At 36.7% G+C, this 22,081-nt stretch carries 17 protein-coding genes and 1 other annotated feature; of the genes, 11 read left to right on the forward strand and 6 right to left on the reverse strand.

Going from position 1 to position 22,081, the window contains the following annotated elements; genetic code table 11:
* The 6 genes from BMX40_RS18810 to BMX40_RS18835 all read left to right on the forward strand — a co-directional run.
* Window positions 1-316 (forward strand): IS3 family transposase (locus BMX40_RS18810; RefSeq protein ID WP_139177970.1); only part of this gene is annotated, 316 nt, incomplete at its 5' end.
* A gap of 147 nt (window positions 317-463) precedes the next feature.
* Window positions 464-2,695, forward strand: coding sequence for a DNA translocase FtsK (locus tag BMX40_RS18815; protein WP_090872883.1), 2,232 nt, complete (start codon window positions 464-466; stop codon window positions 2,693-2,695).
* 116 nt (window positions 2,696-2,811) lie between these two features.
* Window positions 2,812-3,918, forward strand: a complete 1,107-nt coding sequence (locus tag BMX40_RS18820) for a nicotinate phosphoribosyltransferase (RefSeq protein ID WP_090872847.1) — start codon at window positions 2,812-2,814, stop codon at window positions 3,916-3,918.
* A gap of 191 nt (window positions 3,919-4,109) precedes the next feature.
* The gene (gene murC, locus BMX40_RS18825) at window positions 4,110-5,408 is read left to right on the forward strand and encodes a UDP-N-acetylmuramate--L-alanine ligase (RefSeq protein ID WP_090872849.1); all 1,299 of its coding nucleotides are present in this window, start codon (window positions 4,110-4,112) and stop codon (window positions 5,406-5,408) included.
* A gap of 396 nt (window positions 5,409-5,804) precedes the next feature.
* Window positions 5,805-6,212: a DUF948 domain-containing protein gene (locus BMX40_RS18830; protein ID WP_090872851.1), complete on the forward strand. Its 408-nt coding sequence runs from the start codon at window positions 5,805-5,807 to the stop codon at window positions 6,210-6,212.
* Between the two features lie 21 nt (window positions 6,213-6,233).
* The gene (locus BMX40_RS18835; RefSeq protein WP_090872852.1) at window positions 6,234-6,647 is read left to right on the forward strand and encodes a YtxH domain-containing protein; all 414 of its coding nucleotides are present in this window, start codon (window positions 6,234-6,236) and stop codon (window positions 6,645-6,647) included.
* A 142-nt stretch (window positions 6,648-6,789) separates the two neighbouring features.
* On the opposite strand, the gene BMX40_RS18840 is transcribed toward BMX40_RS18835, so the two are convergent.
* The gene (locus BMX40_RS18840; protein ID WP_342028699.1) at window positions 6,790-8,910 is read right to left on the reverse strand and encodes a cell division protein FtsA; all 2,121 of its coding nucleotides are present in this window, start codon (window positions 8,908-8,910) and stop codon (window positions 6,790-6,792) included.
* 170 nt (window positions 8,911-9,080) lie between these two features.
* Here BMX40_RS18840 and BMX40_RS18845 point away from each other — a divergent pair, with 170 nt between their 5' ends.
* The 4 genes from BMX40_RS18845 (at window position 9,081) to motS (ending at window position 13,242) form a co-directional block, all read left to right on the forward strand.
* Complete coding sequence (locus BMX40_RS18845) at window positions 9,081-10,157, forward strand: bifunctional 3-deoxy-7-phosphoheptulonate synthase/chorismate mutase (protein WP_090872854.1); 1,077 nt, start codon at window positions 9,081-9,083, stop codon at window positions 10,155-10,157.
* Window positions 10,158-10,605: 448 nt separating this feature from the next.
* On the forward strand, window positions 10,606-11,601 hold the full coding sequence (ccpA, locus tag BMX40_RS18850) for a catabolite control protein A (RefSeq protein WP_090872856.1): 996 nt from the start codon (window positions 10,606-10,608) through the stop codon (window positions 11,599-11,601).
* A gap of 59 nt (window positions 11,602-11,660) precedes the next feature.
* Complete coding sequence (gene motP, locus BMX40_RS18855; RefSeq protein ID WP_090872858.1) at window positions 11,661-12,485, forward strand: flagellar motor protein MotP; 825 nt, start codon at window positions 11,661-11,663, stop codon at window positions 12,483-12,485.
* Window positions 12,475-13,242, forward strand: coding sequence for a flagellar motor protein MotS (gene motS / locus BMX40_RS18860; RefSeq protein ID WP_090872860.1), 768 nt, complete (start codon window positions 12,475-12,477; stop codon window positions 13,240-13,242). Before motP ends, motS begins: the two co-directional genes overlap by 11 nt.
* A gap of 33 nt (window positions 13,243-13,275) precedes the next feature.
* Here the strand turns inward: motS and BMX40_RS18865 are convergent, their stop codons facing one another.
* The 5 genes from BMX40_RS18865 to BMX40_RS18885 form a co-directional block, all read right to left on the reverse strand.
* The gene (locus BMX40_RS18865; RefSeq protein ID WP_090872862.1) at window positions 13,276-14,433 is read right to left on the reverse strand and encodes an acetoin utilization protein AcuC; all 1,158 of its coding nucleotides are present in this window, start codon (window positions 14,431-14,433) and stop codon (window positions 13,276-13,278) included.
* Window positions 14,430-15,080, reverse strand: coding sequence for an acetoin utilization AcuB family protein (locus BMX40_RS18870; RefSeq protein ID WP_090872865.1), 651 nt, complete (start codon window positions 15,078-15,080; stop codon window positions 14,430-14,432). Before BMX40_RS18870 ends, BMX40_RS18865 begins: the two co-directional genes overlap by 4 nt.
* The gene (locus BMX40_RS18875) at window positions 15,081-15,734 is read right to left on the reverse strand and encodes a GNAT family N-acetyltransferase (protein ID WP_090872867.1); all 654 of its coding nucleotides are present in this window, start codon (window positions 15,732-15,734) and stop codon (window positions 15,081-15,083) included. It abuts the gene before it with no gap.
* Between the two features lie 607 nt (window positions 15,735-16,341).
* Entirely contained in the window at window positions 16,342-17,046 is a 705-nt protein-coding gene (locus BMX40_RS18880) for an aspartate/glutamate racemase family protein (RefSeq protein WP_090872869.1), read from the reverse strand.
* A 245-nt stretch (window positions 17,047-17,291) separates the two neighbouring features.
* The gene (locus BMX40_RS18885; protein WP_090872871.1) at window positions 17,292-20,255 is read right to left on the reverse strand and encodes a transglycosylase domain-containing protein; all 2,964 of its coding nucleotides are present in this window, start codon (window positions 20,253-20,255) and stop codon (window positions 17,292-17,294) included.
* Between the two features lie 121 nt (window positions 20,256-20,376).
* Window positions 20,377-20,588, forward strand: a binding site (T-box leader).
* Window positions 20,589-20,636: 48 nt separating this feature from the next.
* Between BMX40_RS18885 and tyrS the strand changes: the two genes are divergently transcribed.
* The gene (gene tyrS / locus BMX40_RS18890) at window positions 20,637-21,911 is read left to right on the forward strand and encodes a tyrosine--tRNA ligase (RefSeq protein WP_090872873.1); all 1,275 of its coding nucleotides are present in this window, start codon (window positions 20,637-20,639) and stop codon (window positions 21,909-21,911) included.
* Window positions 21,912-22,081 lie beyond the last annotated feature (170 nt).

The raw sequence follows: 22,081 nt of genomic DNA on the forward strand, positions 1-22,081 counted from the left end.
AAAAATGGCAGAGGGAGCTTTCATCCATTCGGATCAAGGATTTCACTATACAAACCCTACCTATCAAAAAATGGTTAAGAAATATGGTTTAGGACAATCCATGTCAAGGCGAGGAAACTGTTGGGATAACGCCCCACAAGAATCATTTTTTGGGCATTTCAAAGATGAAGCATATATTAAACCTTGTGAAACACTAAATGAGTTAAAGCGTGAAATTAAGAGTTATATGACTTATTACAACAATTACAGATATCAATGGAATCTAAAAAAGATGACCCCTGTACAATACAGGAATCACCTTTCCAGTGTAGCATAGTCTTTTTTTTTAAAAGTCCTTTACAAAGGGTACATATTAATGACACGGGTTGTTTTCTTTGCCTCTTCATAAAATTCTACAAAACATGTAGAAAACTGTTAAAATATTAGTAGATAGCAACAATTGAAAGAGAAATGAGTGGATGTTATGTGGGATAAGTGGAAGAAGAAAATACAAAATTTTATATGGGAAGAAGAAATAGAAGAACAAGAAGAGACAACGGTACGCCATAATCACTTGGAGGATATACCTCATATCGAGGCGAAGATGGTATATCAATACCCAACAAAAGAATACAAATCTACTCACTTTCCGGTACTCCCAGATAAAGGTAGAAAGCGTGTGGATGAATCAGACATTCCAGCATTTAAACGTCGCACGAATCGAAGTCAAACCGAAAAACCAAAGAAACAACACCCATCACAGACGATAAGACAGGAAGAAGTTGTTTCTCAATCTAATTCGAAAAAGCCCTTTCAACCGAGTGATGTTCCATCACCAATCTATGGATTTAAACAAAGAAGTTCGCAAAAGGAAGTAGAGCAAATTCCAGCATTTAAACGTAACAATTCTCGAATAGAGGAGATTGTCCATTCTAATTATGAGGATCAAGCTATTTCATTGGAAAATGAGGGATTTCATACAACGGATGATAAGACATTAGAAATTGGACATGGAATGCAGGAGGAGGCTCATCTAGAAGAAGTAGTAAACGAAGCAGATTCTCCAATCGTACTCAAAGAGATTGCCAAAGAACAAAAAGAATCGCAAGAGCAAGAAACTAAGGGAACATCAAGTGAAACAGAGCCTGTACATAAAATGCAAGATCAAGAGGGCGAACAATTAACTCCTACAAGACAATCGGTAGAACGTGCTGTTCCATACAATGTAATGATGACACCAAGAGATAAAAAGAACCTATATGAACGAAAGGCAGCATCAAGAAAAGAGCAGCCTCCGGTTGTGGAGAAAAAACAGTCCGTTCCAATGCATTTGTTAGACGATTCGGAACAAGAGAATGATACCAACGATGTATGGGTTCAAAAACAGCAAGCACTATTAGAAAGAACACTCTCTCATTTTAATGTGCGTGCACGAGTAGTGCTTGCAACACAGGGCCCATCGGTTACAAGATTTGAAATTCAACCAGAGCTGGGAGTGAAGGTTAGCAAAATAAAAAATTTAAGTGATGATTTAAAATTGAATATGGCTGCTCGAGATATACGCATCGAGGCCCCAATACCTGGAAAAAATACGGTTGGGATAGAAGTGCCTAATCCGCAATCTCAGATGGTGCATCTGCAGGATATTGTACAGTCTTCCGCTTTTAAGGAGAGCAGCTCACCGTTAACCATTGCCCTGGGCCTTAGTATTGAAGGAGCACCTATCGTAACAAATATTCAAAAAATGCCACACGGTCTAATTGCGGGCGCGACTGGTTCCGGAAAGAGTGTCTGTATTAATACATTACTTGTAAGTTTAATCTATAAAGCTAGTCCGGACGATGTGAAGTTTTTGCTTATCGATCCAAAGATGGTTGAATTGGCACCTTATAATGGAATTCCTCATTTAGTATCTCCTGTGATAACAGACGTCAAAGCAGCAACTGCTGCGTTAAAATGGGCAGTGAACGAAATGGAAGATCGCTATGATAAATTCGTTCAAGAAGGTGTTAGAGATATTGAACGTTTTAATCAAAAGGTTAATCGAGACCAAAGGTATCAAGAAAAAATGCCATATATTGTAATTGTCATAGATGAATTGGCAGATCTAATGATGGTCTCTCCACAGGATGTTGAAGATTCCATTAGTAGAATTGCTCAAAAAGCAAGGGCATGTGGTATCCATTTATTATTAGCAACACAGCGACCATCTGTAGATGTATTAACTGGATTAATTAAAGCAAATATCCCAACAAGGATTGCCTTTAGTGTTTCATCTCAGGTAGATTCAAGAACCATTATTGATACGGGTGGAGCAGAAAAATTGTTAGGTAAAGGGGATATGTTATTTATTGAAAATGGTGCTGGAAAAAGTGTACGGATTCAAGGGCCATTTGTTTCAGATGACGAGATTGAAAGAGTAACAAATTATGCACGTACGATTGCTGAACCAAATTACTTATTTGAGCAAGAATCTTTATTGCAACAGATGACAGTAGATGAAGCGGAAGACGATTTATTGCAGGAAGCGATCGAATTCGTTCTTGAACAGAATAGTGCAAGCACTTCATTATTACAGCGTCATTTTAAAATTGGTTATAATCGTGCTGCAAGGTTAATGGACACGTTAGAAGCCAAAGGAATCATTTCTGGACAGAATGGGAGTAAACCACGAGATATTCTAGTATCAAATTCTCAATTACATGATCTTGTGTAATTAAGACAAGTACGAGAGATTCGTACCCGTATCGTTCGTATCTGTTTGAAGTTTTGTGTTATATGGTACAATAGACACTAGGATTTACTGTAAATATGAATTAAAGGAGAAACACGATGAAAGAGATTGAGCAAAAATTAAAAGGTCAAATCGATCGACTCACGAATAAAACGTTCAAGTTTGATGAGCGTATTAAGGAAGGCTGGTTTTCAGCCGTTTATTTTCTTAAAACAAAGGAAATCGTGGAAAAAAAGATTCCTGAAAATATAATTACAATGCAGTTTTTCCAAAAACAAGATGCAGTTTTATGTGGTTCAGATGAAGCAATAGCATTGATACATACGTTTGCAAAAGAGCCAGAATCACTAGAAATACATTCCCTAAAAGATGGAGATAAAATTAGTCCTTTTGAGTCTGTTTTGACGATTTCTGGCCCCTACCAGAATTTCGGGTTCCTAGAAGGCATTATTGATGGGATATTGGCAAGAAGAACATCAGTAGCTACAAATGTATATAATGTGGTAAAAGCAGCGAGAACATCTGGTAAACAAAAGCCAGTAATATTTATGGGGGATCGTGACGACCACTATACCCAACAAGCAGGTGATGGATATGCAGCCTTTATTGGTGGCTCAACAGCACAAGCGACACATGCAATGAATGAGTGGTGGGGAAAAGAAGGTATGGGTACAATGCCACATGCCATGATTCAAATGTTTCGTGGAGATGTTGTCGCAGCGACAAGAGCATATCATGATATTTATCCAGAAGATGATTTAGTGGCGTTAGTGGATTATAATAATGATGTGATAACAGATTCATTAAAAGTGGCTCGAGCTTTTGGCGAAAAGCTTAAAGGCGTTCGTGTAGACACTTCCAAAACATTAGTTGACAAATACTTTTTGAGAAATCATCATTTAATGGGAACCTTTGATCCAAGAGGAGTTAATCCAGAACTTATTTTTGCGTTACGGAAAGCCTTGGATGATGAAGGATATTCACATGTAGAAATTGTTGCTACTGGTGGTTTTACGGAGGAAAAAATTCGTCACTTTGAAAATTTAGGTGTTCCCGTTGATACGTACGGAGTAGGAAGAAGCTTATTAAATATGAAGATTGGTTTCACAGGAGATAATGTTGTATTGAACGGTATTCCTGAGGCGAAGGATGGCCGACGTTATCGTCCTAACCCTAGATTAGAAAAAGTGGAATTTTTCAAGTAAATCGGAATATTTTTATCAATAATGTTTTACAGGATATCTTGTTTTGCTATAATAATTAAATAGTTATTATTTATATTAATTTTTATGTAGTAAAATAAGAGTTTAATAAGGAATTCAATATAGTAACTATTTCTATTTCAGCCACTGTGTAGGAGGTAGTTGCCTACACATAAATATGGAGGTTCTATTATATGACAACTTACCATTTTATTGGTATTAAGGGTACTGGGATGAGTGCACTTGCACAGATTCTTCATGATTCCGGAGAGAACGTGCAAGGGTCTGATGTAGATAAAAGATTTTTCACTCAGGCAGCGTTGGAAGAAAAAAATATTCCAATTTATCCTTTTTCAGAAAATAACATCAAAGAAAATTATACAATTATTGCGGGGAACGCTTTTTCAGATGATCATGAAGAAATTCAAGAAGCCAAAAGACTAGGTTTAACGTATTACCGATACCATGAATTTTTGGGAGAATGGTTGAAACAGTACACGAGCATTGCTGTTACAGGTGCGCACGGTAAAACATCGACAACAGGTCTTCTTGCGCATGTGCTTAATCAAAATTTTCCTATCTCGTATCTAATTGGGGATGGAACTGGTAAGGGACATGTGGACAGCGAGTATTTTGTTTTTGAAGCATGTGAATACCGTCGTCATTTTTTAAGCTATGAACCAGACTATGCGATCATGACAAATATTGATTTTGACCATCCAGATTATTTTACAAGTATTAATGACGTGTTTGACGCTTTTCAATCGATGGCAGATAACGTCAAAAAAGGAATTATTGCTTGTGGAGACGATGAGCAACTACAACAAATACAAGCGAAAGTTCCAGTTATGTATTATGGATTCCTACCTTCAAATGATTTTCAAGCCCAAAATGTAAAGGAAACAGATAAAGGTACGGAATTTGATGTATTTGTTCGTAATACTTATTATGATACCTTTCAAATTCCGACATTTGGAGATCACAGTGTATTAAACGCACTTTCTGTAATTGCAATTTGTCATTATGAAGGTCTTCAAGCTGAAGAAATAAAAAAACTAAGTTCATTTCAAGGAGTCAAAAGACGCTTTACAGAGAAGAAAATTGGTGATCAAATCATTATCGATGACTACGCACATCACCCGAAAGAAATTACAGCTACAATTGATGCAGCGAGAAAAAAATACCGAGATAGATCTATCATAGCTATTTTTCAACCCCATACATTTACAAGAACAAAAACATTTTTACAAGAGTTTGCAGATAGCTTAAAAGAAGCGGATCATGTATATCTATGCGATATCTTTGGATCTGCTAGAGAAGAAAGTGGTAAATTATCCATACAGGATCTTCAGCAACGGATTGAAGGTAGTTCAATTATTGAATTAGGAAATACTGAAATTCTAAAGGATTATTCTGATAGCGTATTAATTTTTATGGGTGCTGGTGATATCCAAAAATTTCAGGAATCGTATGAGCAAACTTTACAAATTTAATAATTAGAGATTTCTACGATATAAGGGAGCATGCTCTCTTATATCGTTTTTTCTTTTTAAAGGTTGAAGTAGTATTTTTTATCAGATCTTTCAATCATAGAGCTAAACGCTGGTATTCGTATTAGCCGAAGCGTAACCCTAATATAACCCAAAATATCTTCAAGATGGGTTTACATATTCATGTGAAATTGATACATAATAAAAAAGGATTTCTTTACATAAATGTCGAATAAAATAATAGGGCTACTTTTTACTAGTATACCAATTGTAATATAAGTTATATTAAGAGTTAGTAGGAAAGTTTAACTTGATCTTTTCAAGGGTAGAACTATTATATAAAAGCCTTTTGACGTAATGATCGATGGACTTGTAATATAGAGAAAGGAATGGTACAGGATGGAAGGGCTATTATACATTGCAGCAATTATTGCTGCTGTTGCTTTTGCAGTTCTTGTTGTGTTTTTAGCAATGACGTTAAAAGCTTCGCAACGAACATTGAATAATGTAGCAGATACGTTAGAGTCACTAGAAAAACAAATGCAAGGGATTACGAACGAAACAACAGAGCTATTAAACAAAACCAACCGCCTTGCAGAGGATATTAATCAAAAATCATCAAAGTTAGAGGGTTTATTTGATGGTGTTAAGGGTATTGGAGAAACAGTGAATGATTTTAATCAATCATTAAGACAGTTTTCTACCAGTATTTCCCGTAGCGCTACCCAAAATCAGGACAAGGCTTCACAAGCTGTAACATGGGGATCAGCAATCATGGATCTATGGAGAAAAAATAGAAAAAAATAACATAATTGGGGAGGAACAGGTATGAGTGATCAAATCAACAGTAAGGACTTTTTAATAGGGACATTAATTGGTGGAGCAGTAGGTGCTAGCTTAGCACTATTATTTGCTCCGAAGTCAGGTAAAGAATTGCGTGGAGATTTAAACCATGGTGCACATGCTGTCAAAGAACGAGCAGGTGAATGGACTGGAAATGTACAAGAAAAAAGTACAGAGTGGAAGGATAAAGCTTATGTGAAAGGGTCTGAATGGAAACAAAAAGCAGTAGACTCTACTTCACATCTAACGAAAGCAATATCTGATAAAACACAAGACCTTACAAAGAACGTACAGCAAAAGCTACATGAAAGTCGTAATGAAGAGGATGAAGCGTTGGAGGTTGTAAACGAAGTTTCAGAAGCGATTGAAGAAGCACAAGCAGAGTTAAATAAAGAATAATAAAAAGGAGGGCTATCGGTGCATAGCCCTCCTTTGTTCTTTTATTTTTAACTAGGAAAGTGATAAATTGGAGTCACTTGCCCTTATTATGCGATTCATTCACGTAACAAGTTTATAGGGAAGAATCGCCACGGGCTACTACTTACTTTATCTCGAGATGATCTCCATTATGGATTGTATCAAAAAACGTTGTTTCTTGGTTGTTTTTGTATAGTTTAAAATTTCCGCCTACTGACTGTATATCAATATCGATATAGCGAAAGATGTCTTGAAATATAAAAGGCTCTGGCTTTCGTTCTTTCAATTGAACATTGTCTAACGAATGAATTTCACTTTCTTCTTCTAATCGCTCATCGTCCCGAGTAACTTCAAGCTTAGCCTGCTTCATTGTAATTGGTTTTCCATTAAATTTAACCTCTATCGTATTCCAGTAATCGAGTTCCATTATTTTTAAAATATCCTTTAAGACTATTTTTTTATTTTTTTGGATAACTAGGTTGTCATTTTGTTTTAGCTGGTAATCTAATGAAACTAGTGAACCATTAACTAATATTTGTGTTTCACCGTCTTTAAGCTTCATTTTTTCGTTATTAACATAAATGAAAAACGCTTTGGTCGATGGAAGTTCTCCTAAACTTTCCAAAAATTCTCGAATTGTCTTTGGCTGCTTTAATTCTATTTCATCTTTATCTTGTACAATATATTCAAGTGAAGGACGCTTATTATTTACATAGATTGTTGTTTTTAATGTGTATGGTTGATTATGATAAAAAATGTTAATTGATGGAAGTTCTTCAATAAGTTGTTCTAGGGTCACATTTGCAGCCTTGCCATCTGAACCTTTTTCAATTTTAATTTGATCCCCGTTATTTACAATACTATCAACGGTTGCTGGTTTTTCATTCAATAGGATAGAAGGTGCTTGACCGAATTCCCCTGGTAAAGTAACTTCTTTCCCGTTTAAAAGAACCATAGAAGCCATTCCAGGTTTTCCATAAAGCTTATTTATTTCAATTCCACCTTGTACGAGACAATCCCCTACAGTTAATTGTTTCATTTCAAACATTCGGATAACCTGCTCATTTACGTTTACAGTTATATAATGAATGGGGTTTTGTTCAGCGACAATAGCTATCCCAATTGGAGTTACAAAATCTGGGCCACTAGGTAAGTTTTCGGTTTTATTTAATGTTTGAATCGCGTCAATTTCTCTCACCGCCACCCGGTTTGTTGGCAACTTTAATTTCTCCGATAATACTGTCGTAAGTTCTGGAGTTAAACTTCCTCCACCAACTAACATTACTGCTTTTGGAGGAGTTGCGTTTAATAACAGAATCTCCTCTGCAATTGCATTTGCCAATTTATCTATGCTTGGTTTAATATCACTTGCTAAAGTGTCATATGTAATCGTTGTGTCAAAGCCTAAAATATCAGATACGACACCTTCCCCTTCATTTACAATTTTTCTTTTCATTTCCTCTGCTATTGGATAATCAAGAAGATAATGATCGCTCATTGCTTCTGTTATTTCATCACCAGCAATTGGGACCATTCCGTAAGCAGCAACGGTACCATGGTTTGTTATCGCAATATCACTTGTACCAGCACCGATGTCGACAAGTGCAACATTTAATCTCCTCATGGATTCGGGAATCAACACGTGAATAGCTGCAATCGGTTCTAACGTTAATGCTTCCATCTCTAATCCAGCTCGGTTTAATGCCGCCAATAAGGATTCGACAACAATTTTTGGTAGAAATGTAGCAATGATTTCAACAGTTGCCGTGCTTCCACTTTGTTCAATTAAAGAACCAATTTGCTCTCCGTCTATTTTATATCTTAATACGGAATAACCAACACAATAATAATTAGAATAATCATGTGCTGAATTTTGTGATGCCAAATCTAACTGTGCTGTATGTACAGCACTTAACTCTAAATGTTTTACTGTCTCATGATCTGTTATTGGCTTTTTCTCGAGTTGAATTGTAGCTTCTGATTCTACGGTTTTTAACGACCTACCAGCAGCTGCAACACTCACTTTTTTAATTTTTCCATGTTTCTCTTCAAGTGCGTCTTTTACATCTTTAATCACATTAGCCACTTCAACAACATGGTGGATTTGTCCATCATGCATGGAACGTACTTTATGTTCTTTTGTATAATAGTCGATCAAGGAATACCCTTCACTGTCTTTCTCTAAGATAATTCCTGTAACAGAACGTGTTCCAATATCAAGGGCAAATATATAATTATTCATCATAACTCACTACTTTCCCCCTAGGAAGAATATCTACTCTATTATAACAACTAATTAATGACAAAGGAAAAATAATTAGCTATAATTATTTTTATTAGTATTCCTATCGAAATCAATAGGGTGTAACGATAAGTTCAGAAGTGAACAAACTGCAAGGCAGGAGGCTTCAATTAATGAGTCATAATGAGTTAGAACAGTTAAGGAAACAACTAGATGATGTAAACCTACAAATACTAGAATTGATTAATAAACGTGCAGAAATGGTGCAAGAGATTGGCCAAATTAAATATAAGCAAGGTATGAAAGTGTTTGATCCGGTTCGAGAGCGAGAAATGCTTAATCAACTAATTGAGAATAATCAGGGACCTTTCGAAAATAAAACAGTGGAACATTTATTCAAAGAAATTTTTAAAGCCGGGGTGGAACTATTAGAATTGGACCATCGTAAAGCATTATTAGTTTCACGGAAAAAGAAACCCGAAAATACCGTTATTGAAATAAAAGGCGAATTTATTGGGGATGGAAAAACCCATTTTGTAATGGGGCCGTGTGCTGTTGAAAGTTATGAACAGGTAGACCAGGTTGCGAGAGCAGTGAAGCAGAAGGGTGTTAAACTCCTCCGAGGAGGAGCATTCAAACCAAGGACTTCTCCATACGATTTTCAGGGGCTAGGTTTGGAAGGTTTACAGATATTACGAAAAGTTGCCGACGAGCATGATTTGGCAGTTGTTAGTGAAATTGTAAACCCTGCCCATATAGAAAATGCTGTAGAGTATGTGGATGTTATACAAATTGGCGCACGAAACATGCAAAATTTTGAACTGTTAAAAGCAGCAGGAGATGTGGATAAACCGGTTTTACTAAAACGAGGATTATCGGCTACTATTTCTGAATTTATCAATGCGGCAGAATATATCTTTTCACGTGGTAATGGGAATATTATTTTATGTGAACGAGGCATAAGAACCTATGAAAAAGCGACACGGAATACGTTAGATATTTCGGCAGTACCAATATTAAAACAAGAGACACATCTACCAGTAATGGTTGATGTAACTCATTCAACTGGCAGAAGGGACCTATTGATTCCTATGGCCAAGGCTGCGTTAGCGATTGAGGCTGATGGTATTATGGCAGAGGTTCATCCGGATCCAGCTGTTGCCTTATCAGATTCTGCTCAGCAAATGGACATCCCAATGTTCGAGCAGTTTATGAATGAGCTAGAAAGGTATGTAACAACCCATTCCTGAGCATAATGGAGGAAAATACCAATTATCCCGCATATAACTGACAGGTCTGCCGCATTGTCGGCATTACTACGTCTTATGCGTCGTAAGCCCCTCATTGCAAACCTACGAGGTAAAATCAAGGAGGTTAAGCGGGAGGTCAACTGAAATATAAATGTCCAATCCGTTCATCTAACAATTAGTGGGTGGGCCCCTATATGAAAATTCTCTTTATGTAAGAATGGAAAAATATTTTGTGTTTTTATGTAGATAAGAGTATGATAAATGAAAGAAGAGGTCGATTTTCGTAGGACGGGAAGAACGATAGACTCTCATTTCCAGTCACCAAAACCATTACCTGTTAATAGAGGGAAAAGCGAAATTTTAAATGAAAAAGGATCAAACTTAATTCTACTAATTTAGAGTAGATAAGTATTTGTCAAGTTTTCAAAAATTATAGGAGGAATTTTTAATGACAGTAACAATATATGACGTCGCGAGAGAAGCCAACGTTTCTATGGCTACAGTTTCTCGTGTTGTAAATGGAAATCCAAATGTAAAACCGACAACAAGAAAGAAAGTGTTAGCTACTATTGAACGGTTAGGTTACCGACCAAATGCAGTTGCAAGAGGGTTGGCAAGTAAAAAAACGACGACAGTAGGAGCAATTATTCCTGATATTTCTAGTATCTTTTTTGCAGAGTTAGCTCGTGGAATCGAAGATATTGCTACGATGTATAAATATAATATCATTTTAAGTAACTCAGACCAAAACAAAGATAAAGAATTACAATTGATTAATACAATGTTAGAAAAACAAGTTGACGGTATTATTTTTATGGGTGGGAATATATCTGAGGAACATGTTTCACAATTTTCAACAGCATCAGTGCCTGTTGTTTTAGCTGCAACGTATGACGGTTCCGAATCCATACCATCTGTAAATATTGATTATGAAGAAGCGGCGTTCGAAGCAACTAAATTCCTTATCGATCAAGGGAATACTAACTTAGCATTTATCTCTGGGCAGGAAGATACGGTTATAAACCAACTTAAGTACCAAGGTTATTTGCGAGCTCTTAAAGAATCTTCCATTGATAAAAAAGATGAATACATTATTCACGGTGATTATTCTTATGATTCAGGTATCGAATCTGTACAAAGCTTAATGAATTTAGACCAAAAGCCTACCGGTATTTTTGTGGCATCAGATGAAATGGCTTTAGGGGTTATTCACGGTGCACAAGATCTTGGTTATCATGTGCCAGATGATCTAGAAGTATTTGGTTTTGATAATACGCGTTTGGCAACAATGGTACGTCCAACTTTATCAACTATTGTACAACCAATGTATGATATTGGAGCTGTTGCAATGCGCCTATTAACCAAGTTTATGAATAAGGAAGAAGTAGATGAACAAAAGGTTGTTCTTCCTCACCGAATTGTTGAAAGAAATTCAACAAAATAAGCAAGCAGCCGATAGTATAGTAAGATAGTAAAAACCTACACAATATGGGGAGAGAAAATATGAGAAAACGCGATTTTTTAACTCCGATCGGCATCACATTTGGATTTATAATGATTATGCTTGCTATTCTTACCAAAGGTGGAACAGAAGGAGTTAATTCCTTTTTAGACATTGCTTCCATTTTTGTTGTAATAGGTGGAGTTATAGGTTCGTTGCTGATTAACTTTAAGGTTGAACAAATAAAGTTAACCAATAAAGTGTTAAAGGAAGCTTTTCGACAAAATAATCAACGGCTACCGGCATTAATTACGCTCTTTATTTCTTTGTCTGAACGGGCAAGAAGAGAAGGAATATTAGCCTTAGAAAATGAAATAGATGATGTAGAGGACCCGTTTATTAAGAAAGGGATCCTTCTTGCTATAGATGGAGTTGAACCAGAGGTTATTCAGGATATCATGAGTGCTGAATTGACTGCTATGGAAGAGAGGCACTACCGTGGTCGAATGATCATTGAGAAATGTGGCGAATATGCTCCAGCATGGGGAATGATCGGAACATTAGTAGGTTTGGTTTTGATGTTGAATAGTTTAGAAGACCCTGCAACATTAGGGCCAAATATGGCAGTCGCACTACTAACAACTTTATATGGTACGATTCTTGCAAATCTAGTATTTTTACCGATGGCTAGTAAACTAGAAATTAAGACCGAAGAAGAAGTATTTTTGAAGCAAATCATTATTGAAGGCGTAATAGGAGTGCAGTCTGGGCAAAATCCACGTATTTTAGAGGAAAAATTAGGTGCATTTCTTTCTGGTGATATGATGAAGGAGCAGGAAAAAGAAAAAGCTGCTAAATTTGCTGAGGAGAGCTTCCATGAAGCGTAGAGAGATAAAAAGGAACAAAAAGTCAGGTGCACCTAAATGGATGGTAACGTATTCGGATATGGTTACGCTAATACTTGTCTTCTTTATTTTATTATTTTCCATGTCGCAGATTGACTTAGTTAAATTTCAAGCTGTATCCGAATCATTTCAGAATCAACAAATATTTGATTTTTACCCTTCACCAGTACCAATGGATAATCCAACGGACGATTCTAGCCATGAGGAAAGTATAAAATTAACTGATGGCCACGAAAAACCTGTACTTGTTGATGAGCGTGACGACGAAGTAGCCTCTGAAGAAGATTCTCTTTCAAACCTAATGGATGATGTTGAAAGTTATTTGAATCAAAATGAGTTAAACAATGTTATATCCGCAAGTCGTACAGAACGGGGAGTAGTCCTTGTACTACAGGATAGTATTCTATTTGATTCAGGAGAGGCTGAGATACTTCCAACTGCATTACCTTTCTTAAATAAGGTTGGTACTTTATTAACTGAAATACCAAACCAAATCAAGGTGGAAGGACATACCGATACGGTTCCAATGTCGAGTTATCGTTATCCATCGAACTGGGAATTATCTGGTGCTCGGGCAAGCAGTGTTGTACGCCATCTCGTCAATGAAAATAATATTAGTGAAGAGCGGTTTTCGATTGCTGGATACGGTGATACAAGACCTGTTGTCTCTAACGATAGTGATCAAAATAGAAGTAAGAATCGTAGAGTAGAAATCGTAATACTAGAAGTACCCGAATAGTAAGGAGTTGACCAAAGTTGATCAACTCCTTTTTTATATCGTATTTTTCGTATATTTAAGTAAGTTCAATAATAGCTTTTCATTTTTATCCGTTATTTCTGCTTTACGAGGTATATGAGGATTAATGTCATCTGTGTCGTGCCAATATTTTGGTAAAGGTACAGTTGCCTTGTTTTGCCATTTGTTCACCCATTCGGAAGGGAGGTCTCCACTAGCAGGTAAACCAGTTTTCATAACATTCCATATTTGCGCCCAAGCACGAGGAACAACTCGCCAAATGTCATAGCCGCCACCACCTAATCCAATCCATTTTCCATCACAATATTCATGCGCTAAATCATGAGCTAGTTTTGGTATTTGATCATAGATTTTCATTGTCGTACAGAGATGGGTCAGCGGGTCAAATACATGTGCATCAGCACCGTTTTGTGTAATAATTATATCTGGTTTAAAGTAATCTACCACTTCTTTGAAAGCGATCTCAAAAACGTGTAAGAATGATTCATCTTGAGTGAACGCATCAATAGGAAGATTAAATGAATACCCATGTCCTTCTTTAATTCCACGCTCATTGACATTTCCTGTACCTGGGAAAAGGTATCTTCCCGTTTCATGAACAGAAAATGTGCATACGTTTGGGTCATCGTAAAATGCCCATTGAACACCATCGCCATGATGGGCATCTGTATCAACGTATAATACTCTTAAATTGTAATTTTCCCTAATATATTTGATTGCAACAGCCCCGTCATTGTATATGCAGAAACCCGATGCTTTTCTTCTAAACCCGTGATGCAGTCCACCACCTAAGTGTAGGGAGTGTAATGATTTTCCTGACATGACAGCTTCTACTGCTGTTAAGGTACCACCGACTAGCAGAGATGCAGCCTCATGCATTCCAGGAAAAATTGGTGTATCTTCGGTTCCTAATCCAAATTCAAGTCCACTACCTGTATTTAATTGACCTTCACTAGCCTTCTTAACAGCTTCTACATAATCTAGATCATGAAAAAGAAGAAGTTCCTCCTCCGTAGCCATACGCGGAGTGATCATATCCTGTCCGTTAATTTGTTTGGAACTTTCTAATAATTCTTTTGTTAATAAAACCCTTTTTTGATTAAATGGATGATCCGAATGAAAATGGTATTGTAATAGATCATCTGAATAGATAAAAGATGATTTACAGGTCATACTTTTGGCTCCGGTATATTATTTGGCCACATTAATTCATATCCAGCTTCTCGTAACTCTTGGATAACAGGGTTTGGATTCATTGTTTGTACACGGAATACTAGAATTTTATAATTTGGATCATCATAAAAAGGGTAAACTAGAACAGAAATTATATTCATATTTCTTTTTCCAAAGAGAGAGGTAACTTTTGGAATCATCCCAGGTATATGGGGGACTTTTACTTCAATTTGAGAACCTTGCACATGGGTACCGGTTAATTGAATTAAAGTATATAGCATATCTTTTTCCGTAACGATACCGACAAGCTGATTATTTTGAACAACAGGGACCGACGCAAATTCTTCATCATAGAAAATTCGTGCAATTTCTTCAACGAAATCAAGCGGATGTACCGTCACTACTTGACGAGTCATAATCGTTTGAATCTCATTCTGTAAGACGAGTTGGTCCGCATCCCTATCTAGTATGGATGGACTTGCATCGCGAACATCACGATCTGATACGATACCAACAACATGATTTTGGTCATTTATAATAGGGATGTGACGGATCCTGTGCTTTTGTAATAAATGCAGTGCTTCAGCAATGGAAGCTCTTGGAGATAAAGTAATAACATTGGTATTCATAATTTCCTCAACTAACATTTACAATCCCTCCCTCATTTTCCGATAATGATGTCTTTGTAAGAAGCGTAGTGTATCAAATTTTTTTAAGGATTCATCATCTACATGTTTACCAATACGGACCATTAAACAATTTGCTGGGTGGGAAATAATCTCTGGATCATCGGTAGGAGCAGGAAGTAATCCGCCCTTTGCCATCATTTTTTCCATTACTTTTCGATAATCCCATATGCTTAATTTGGTACCATCTAAGTCCCAATGCCAATAATACTCAGTAGAAATAACGATATAGTTTTCCATAAATTCATCCATCATCGATACTTGCAATAGGGATGAAGCAATTCTTTCTCCACGATAGGCAGGAATGATTTCAATTGCGCCTAATTCAATCAAATTATCCATCTTAAACTCGGACCATCTTTCTAGAGGATCTGGATGCAGGTAGGTGACATAACCGATTATTGTATTATCTTTACGAGCAATGATAATACGTCCCTCCGGTAGTTCTGAAATTCCTATAATAGCTTCAAATTGTTTGTTAGAGGGGCGAAAAGCAGTAAGCTCATCATCGAACTGATAATGCTTTAGCTCTTCAGAAGGAACCGGTCCTTCAATTGTTATTGTACCTTTACTTGTTTTTCTTGTTGTTGAATGGTAAGTTTTTTTGTGATTCATTCTTTCACCACCAGCTTATAGATCTTATTTGTATTATACCGTATTGAGGAACAAATTTTTAGTGTTTTATTAATCGATTTTGGAATTTAATTACTCCGTATCGGCTATAAACTTATTAGATATAGTACGAAGTTTATAAATTCTGCGATGTAACTAAAAAATGGTGTTTTAGTATTCGGCTGATGGTGGATATTAGATTCTTGGGTCCAAGTTGAACCACGAATCTTATCAAAGGCCCATCGGAAACTCATTCTGTCTAAATGGACGAAGAAATTCAACAGGAGTAAGGTTTCAGGTCCTCTTTCTCTTTGCTTCGTTTTTACAGGTGTTCCTCCGTCTTATAAGTGCTAATAAGGAAGCAAAGCATTCCTAAGTTTTCTTGGCCGGAACTTACCCACAGAAAGTAGCGCCCACAACGCAAATCATGGTGCTGTTAAGAAGCGTTATATACGTAATACACCTAAATAATAAAATCCGAACGAATGATCAAGTCAAAATGATCACATTCGTTCGGATTTGTGTTGAAAAATTTCCTCTAATACCCTTGTTTAGTTAATGGACGTTACCCCCATATTATGTAGAGGAGGACATACGGAGTGCAGCTTCACTATATGGTGGTTTTCCCGGATAACGTAATGGAAAGTCTAACTAGAATATCCATTGGGTCAACGCAGTAGCTTTTCAATTCTTCACTTATATCTATGCAGGATAATTCCGTGCAACCTAATATAACATCTGTACAGTTTTCTTTCGTTATTACCTCGTTAATAATAGACTCAAATTCACTAGCTTTAAAATCTACATCAGACTTTATTTTATATATTGTTTGCATCACTTTTTGTTGCAATTCTTTATTCGGTACAAAAGGTTCTATACCATGTTTTTTACATTCGTTTTCATAAACACCACTTTGTATGGTTCCATCGGTAGCTAGGATAGCAACTTTACGATGTTCTCCGAATTTATCACGGATATATTCTACGGTACCTTGTACCATGTTAATAATATTTATATCAGTCATGCTTTGCATCTCTTCGATCAAATAATGTGAAGTGTTGCACGGTATTGCAATATTTGATACACCTGATTGATCAAATAGCATAAAATCTTGTCTAACGGCATCCAAGAACTCTTGCTTTTTATTTTCTAAAATGGATACTGTTCGATCAGGTAGACTAGCATGGTTTAGTATGACCATATCCAAATGATCTTGATCCTTATGTGCAACTGTATTTGAAATGATTTTTTCAAAAAACACGGATGTAGCCTTAGGACCCATACCTCCTAAGATGCCTAATTTTTTCTTTGTCATGTTTACACCACCGAATATTATTTATCACTTATTAAACGATACGTTCTATTATCGAAGGTTATGGGGGGATTTGTCGAAAATATAAACTAAAATAAGAAGATTTCTAAGCTTTGATTATAGCATATTCATAGGCTTATATCTAGAAAACAATTCACCGAAGAAGCATTATAAAAAATACTCCCTACAAAGCGTATTTATTTCTTTGTATAGGGAGTATTTACATATAAGTCTATTCGTAACAACTTTTATTCGTCGCCATCTTCTCCGTCACCATTATCTTCGTTTTCATCATCACCCTCATCTTCGTTATCGCCATTCTCGTCTTCGCCCTCATTGTTATTTCCGTCGCCACTTTCATCATCATCATCACGATTTCGGTCATCATTTTCATTTTTTTCTTCTTCTGAGTCCTCATCTTCATCTGGCTCGGTGAATTCACCTTTAATCACTTCTTTTGATGCTCCAGACTCTAGACCAAAGTAATCAACAGCTTTTACATGATAGATAGCAGTAGTATTAGGAATCGAAAATTCGGTATCAACCGTACTTCCAATTAATTCAAATGATCCTTCAGAGTCGGTAGCTCTGAAGATACGATAGCCCACAACGTCCTTACTAGATGATTTATTCCAAGATAAGGTATTTCCCGATACATTTAGAGAGCTTGGAGCTGAAGGTGCTTTTCCGTCATCCTCGACACTCGAATCTCCACTTAAATCACCGTTTGGTAAACTAATCTTTTCCCATGCAGATCGATTTACGTTCGGGAACAATTGTGTTAAATCATCTAACTTATCATAACCATTTCGTTCTAGGAATTCTGGATTGAATGTAAATCCATCTCCATCAACAAATTCTTGAGGTGTATTAGGCCCAGCAAGAACTGCCTTCCCATCTACCATGACATAATCTCCCCGAACAAGACTGTCATCTGTTTCTCTTGGGATAAAGTTCGCATTAAATATATCGGATGTTACCAATCCAGCTTCACTACAAAGATCAGATGGTAGCATGCCTGATATCGCACAATAGCTGCGGGATACAATCCCTTCTGGTTGTTTGAACCTTTCAGATGGTGCCATCAACTCAGGATTAATTTCCGTAGCAGCATTTACTAATTGTGCCCAGAGCTCCTGGTTTCGTTGACTGTGTGAAAGTTGACAACTATTACACTTTAATGATTTCGGATCTTCATATCCTAACCATGTACCCATCGTTACGTTCGGATTAAAGCCAACAAAATGGACGTCACGCTGTCTTTGAGAAGTACCGGTTTTTCCAGCCCAATCGACATTGTTATTGTTTAACCTTGTTCGAATATAGGATGCGGATCCTTGGGTCATCACGTCACGCAAAATATCTAGTGTTAAATAACTCGTCTGCGGTGTAAACACTTCTACTGGTTCACTTTCATGTTCAAAAATTACTTCTCCTTCACTCGTCGTAATTTTTTCAATCATATAACCTTCGACGAATTTTCCATTATTAGCAAAGGTATTATAAGCATTGGTGTTTTCCTCAATAGAAACATCAGATGTACCAATTGCTAACGAATAGTTTTCCGTTGCACTAACATCAACAGACAACCCCATTTTCTGTACATATGCCTCAACAGGGTTATCATTCATAACTTTCGCATATGTTTTAATTGCAGGTATATTATAAGAATGTACCAAATGGTCTCTCGCAGAACGGATGCCATGAAATCTCATGTCAAAGTTATTTGGCTTGTAACCTCCCCAGCTTGTTTTAATGTCTGCAATTGGAGTTCCAGGTTGAACGTATCCGAGTTCCATTGCCGGTGCATAGCTAGCAAGTGGTTTCATGGTACTACCATTCGGTCTTACTCCATCGGTTGCAAAGTTGAATTGATTTTCTAAACTATATTCTCGACCGCCTATAAAACTAATGATACGACCACTACTATTTTCAATTAACATACCCGCAGTTTGTACAGGTTTAACTACCTCTATCTCTTCACCTGTATCGGGGTCAACTTCAATGACTGTTGTATCTGGGCCAAAATGCTGAAAGTTCTTAACGATCTCTTGGAAGGCATCGTAAATATCCTTATCAATGGTTGAATGGATTTGATAACCATTACGACGTATATCTCGCTCTGCTAGAATTTTATATTGGCCGTCTAATTCATCATCCTCTTCAAGATCTTCAGCGCTGTATCCGTCTTTTGAAGCTAGCTTTTCTTTCATAATATCTACTGCTCTACTAAACAGTTCATCAGTTAAATAACCATATTGGTCAGCTGGTGTCTCTATTTCTGTTACAAAGTCTGCAACGATATCATATTCTAGAGCGTCTTTATAATCTTCTCCGTTAATATATCCCATATCATACATCCGATTTAGAACGGTTTTCATACGATTAATACCAGGTTCAAGAGCAGATTCATTTTTTAATCCACCACCGCTCGCTGGGCCGTAGTAAGGAGTATAATAAGATGGACTTTGTGGTAGTCCTGCTAAGAAGGCAGCTTGAGCTAGGTTTACATCGTTCGCATCAATACCGAATATCTCTTTTGCAGCTGTTTGAACACCTGCAATATTTCGGCCAGAAGCATCCCTTCCATAAGGAACGATGTTCAAATATGCTTCTAATATTTCATCTTTTTCAAAGAAACGTTCTAACCGTAGCGCAAGAAGTATTTCTTTAGCTTTTCTTTCAAAGGATACTTCATTCGTAAGAATTTGATTTTTGATTAATTGTTGCGTTAGCGTACTTCCACCGGTTTTTACTTCGGAGTTTGTAAACTCCTGCACCATTGCACGTACAATTGCTTTTGGCACGACTCCTTCATGCGTTTCAAAATATTCATCCTCCGTGGCAATTACCGCGTCTATTAATGTTTCCGATATTTGATCTAAAGACGTTTCTTCCCGGTGTAAATCGGAGCTTACATCCCCCAAATAAACTCCGTCTGCAAAGAAGTATTGGGAAGTTTCCTCATAGTTATAAATATCTTTTTCCATGCTATCGTAGGCACGGATTGGTTCGTCTTTTACAAGGGAAGCAAAGTAGCCTGCCCCGACACCGACACCGAAAAACATACCTACAAAACCAATAACGAGGAAGAACAGGATGATATTCCAAATAACATCATAAGTAATTCGAGAACCACGTTGGATTTTCCCTGTTTTCCAGATTGATTTTATTTTATTACCATACTTTTGGAGTAGCTCTTTATAATTCACAATATTACCTCCTAAAATTCCACTATATATTATAGCACAATGCCGATATAACGGGTATATGAAATCATAATATTGTTGCAATATATTTTAAAATGTGTTATGAATATAGAATACTAAAACATAAAATGCGTTGAAGGAATTCAGTAGTCTGTAAATCCCTATCATAGAGAGTTAGCGGTTGGTGGAAGCTAGCATAAATTTACGGACGAAATACAATCTGGAGCATCTTCTTGTTATTCGTAACGAGAAGACGGTGTAGTCATCGTTAACAACCCCAAAGTGGCAATGTTATTGCAACAAGGGTGGTACCGCGTGTTTAAACTCGTCCCTTATGAATAGGAACGAGTTTTTTTGATGGAATAAAATAGGAGTGTGAAAATAATGGATATTTTACAAGATCTAGAGAAGCGTGGATTAATCCAGCAAACAACCGATAGGGAAAACTTAGAAAAACATTTAGCAGAAAACCAAGTGACGCTATATTGTGGTTTTGACCCAACAGCAGATAGCTTGCATATTGGGCACCTGCTACCTATTACCATGCTAAAACGATTCCAACTAGCTGGCCATAAACCAATTGCATTAGTTGGTGGTGGAACTGGAATGATTGGTGATCCAAGTGGAAGAACGGCTGAACGTTCGTTAAACACAACAGAGGTTGTAGAAGGATTTAGTGACAAGCTAAAACAACAAATTTCTACGCTTCTAGACGTTAGCTCGGAATCTAATTCAGTAGTTGTACGGAACAACCGTGATTGGCTCGGTAGTATGACAGTGATTGACTTTTTGCGTGATGCAGGAAAACACTTTGGTGTCAATTACATGCTTGCTAAAGAATCTGTTTCCGCTCGTATTGAACAGGGGATTTCGTTTACAGAATTTAGTTACATGATTTTACAATCTTTAGATTTCCAAAAGTTATATGAGCAAGAGCATTGTACGCTACAAATTGGTGGTAGTGATCAGTGGGGAAATATTACAGCGGGAATGGAATTGATTCGTCGCTCAAGAGAAAACGAAGATGAGGATATTAAAGTATTCGGATTAACCGTTCCGTTAATTACTAAAGCAGATGGAACAAAATTTGGTAAAACGGCTGGTGGAGCAATTTGGCTTGATCCTGAAAAAACAACTCCATATGAATTTTACCAGTTCTGGATCAATACCGATGATCGAGATGTAATGAAGTTTTTACGCTATTTCACTTTTTTATCTGAAGCTGAATTAGAGGAATTACAAACAGAGGTAAATGACCGTCCGGAAAACCGAGTTGCTCAAAAACGACTAGCAGAGGAAATGACTAAAATGGTTCACAGCCAAAAAGCTTTGGAGCAGGCACAGAAAATATCTGATTCTTTATTTAGTGGCGATTTGAAGCAGTTAAGTGTGAGTGAGATTGAACAAGGATTTAAAGATGTACCAACATATCAAATGGATGAAGAAGAAATGGGTTTAATTGATCTTTTAGTTCATGCTAAAATATCTTCTTCTAAGCGCCAAGCAAGAGAAGATATTAGTAATGGTGCTATTTATGTTAATGGTGAAAGGCAGCAAGATTTACAGTACACGGTTACGAAGGAAGATCGAATAGAAGATACATTTACAATCATCCGTCGAGGGAAGAAAAAGTACTTCTTAATTCGATACAATTCATAAATTGGTGTAAAGACTATTTCAATGGGGGAACTGTTGAAATAGTCTTTTTATAATCAAAAATAACTATGAAGAAGTAGTTGTTATTCACTATATTTGGGTCTTTTGTAGGGTTTGTTGAAATTCGTATGTTATGATAAAGACATTGTGCTAAATGCTGCTACATTCATTTA

This window comes from Oceanobacillus limi (assembly GCF_900111445.1).
Lineage (GTDB): Bacteria > Bacillota > Bacilli > Bacillales > Amphibacillaceae > Ornithinibacillus > Ornithinibacillus limi.

What these genes read in the sequence shown, in the direction of transcription:
- ccpA (WP_090872856.1), top strand. Translation starts at nt 10,606, where the DNA reads ATGACAGTAACAATATATGACGTCGCGAGAGAAGCCAACGTTTCTATG.
- BMX40_RS18845 (WP_090872854.1), top strand. Translation starts at nt 9,081, where the DNA reads ATGAGTCATAATGAGTTAGAACAGTTAAGGAAACAACTAGATGATGTA.
- BMX40_RS18840 (WP_342028699.1), bottom strand. Translation starts at nt 8,910, where the DNA reads ATGATGAATAATTATATATTTGCCCTTGATATTGGAACACGTTCTGTT.
- motP (WP_090872858.1), top strand. Translation starts at nt 11,661, where the DNA reads ATGAGAAAACGCGATTTTTTAACTCCGATCGGCATCACATTTGGATTT.
- BMX40_RS18870 (WP_090872865.1), bottom strand. Translation starts at nt 15,080, where the DNA reads ATGTTAGTTGAGGAAATTATGAATACCAATGTTATTACTTTATCTCCA.
- BMX40_RS18820 (WP_090872847.1), top strand. Translation starts at nt 2,812, where the DNA reads ATGAAAGAGATTGAGCAAAAATTAAAAGGTCAAATCGATCGACTCACG.
- BMX40_RS18830 (WP_090872851.1), top strand. Translation starts at nt 5,805, where the DNA reads ATGGAAGGGCTATTATACATTGCAGCAATTATTGCTGCTGTTGCTTTT.
- BMX40_RS18835 (WP_090872852.1), top strand. Translation starts at nt 6,234, where the DNA reads ATGAGTGATCAAATCAACAGTAAGGACTTTTTAATAGGGACATTAATT.
- BMX40_RS18875 (WP_090872867.1), bottom strand. Translation starts at nt 15,734, where the DNA reads ATGAATCACAAAAAAACTTACCATTCAACAACAAGAAAAACAAGTAAA.
- murC (WP_090872849.1), top strand. Translation starts at nt 4,110, where the DNA reads ATGACAACTTACCATTTTATTGGTATTAAGGGTACTGGGATGAGTGCA.
- BMX40_RS18880 (WP_090872869.1), bottom strand. Translation starts at nt 17,046, where the DNA reads ATGACAAAGAAAAAATTAGGCATCTTAGGAGGTATGGGTCCTAAGGCT.
- tyrS (WP_090872873.1), top strand. Translation starts at nt 20,637, where the DNA reads ATGGATATTTTACAAGATCTAGAGAAGCGTGGATTAATCCAGCAAACA.
- motS (WP_090872860.1), top strand. Translation starts at nt 12,475, where the DNA reads ATGAAGCGTAGAGAGATAAAAAGGAACAAAAAGTCAGGTGCACCTAAA.
- BMX40_RS18815 (WP_090872883.1), top strand. Translation starts at nt 464, where the DNA reads ATGTGGGATAAGTGGAAGAAGAAAATACAAAATTTTATATGGGAAGAA.
- BMX40_RS18865 (WP_090872862.1), bottom strand. Translation starts at nt 14,433, where the DNA reads ATGACCTGTAAATCATCTTTTATCTATTCAGATGATCTATTACAATAC.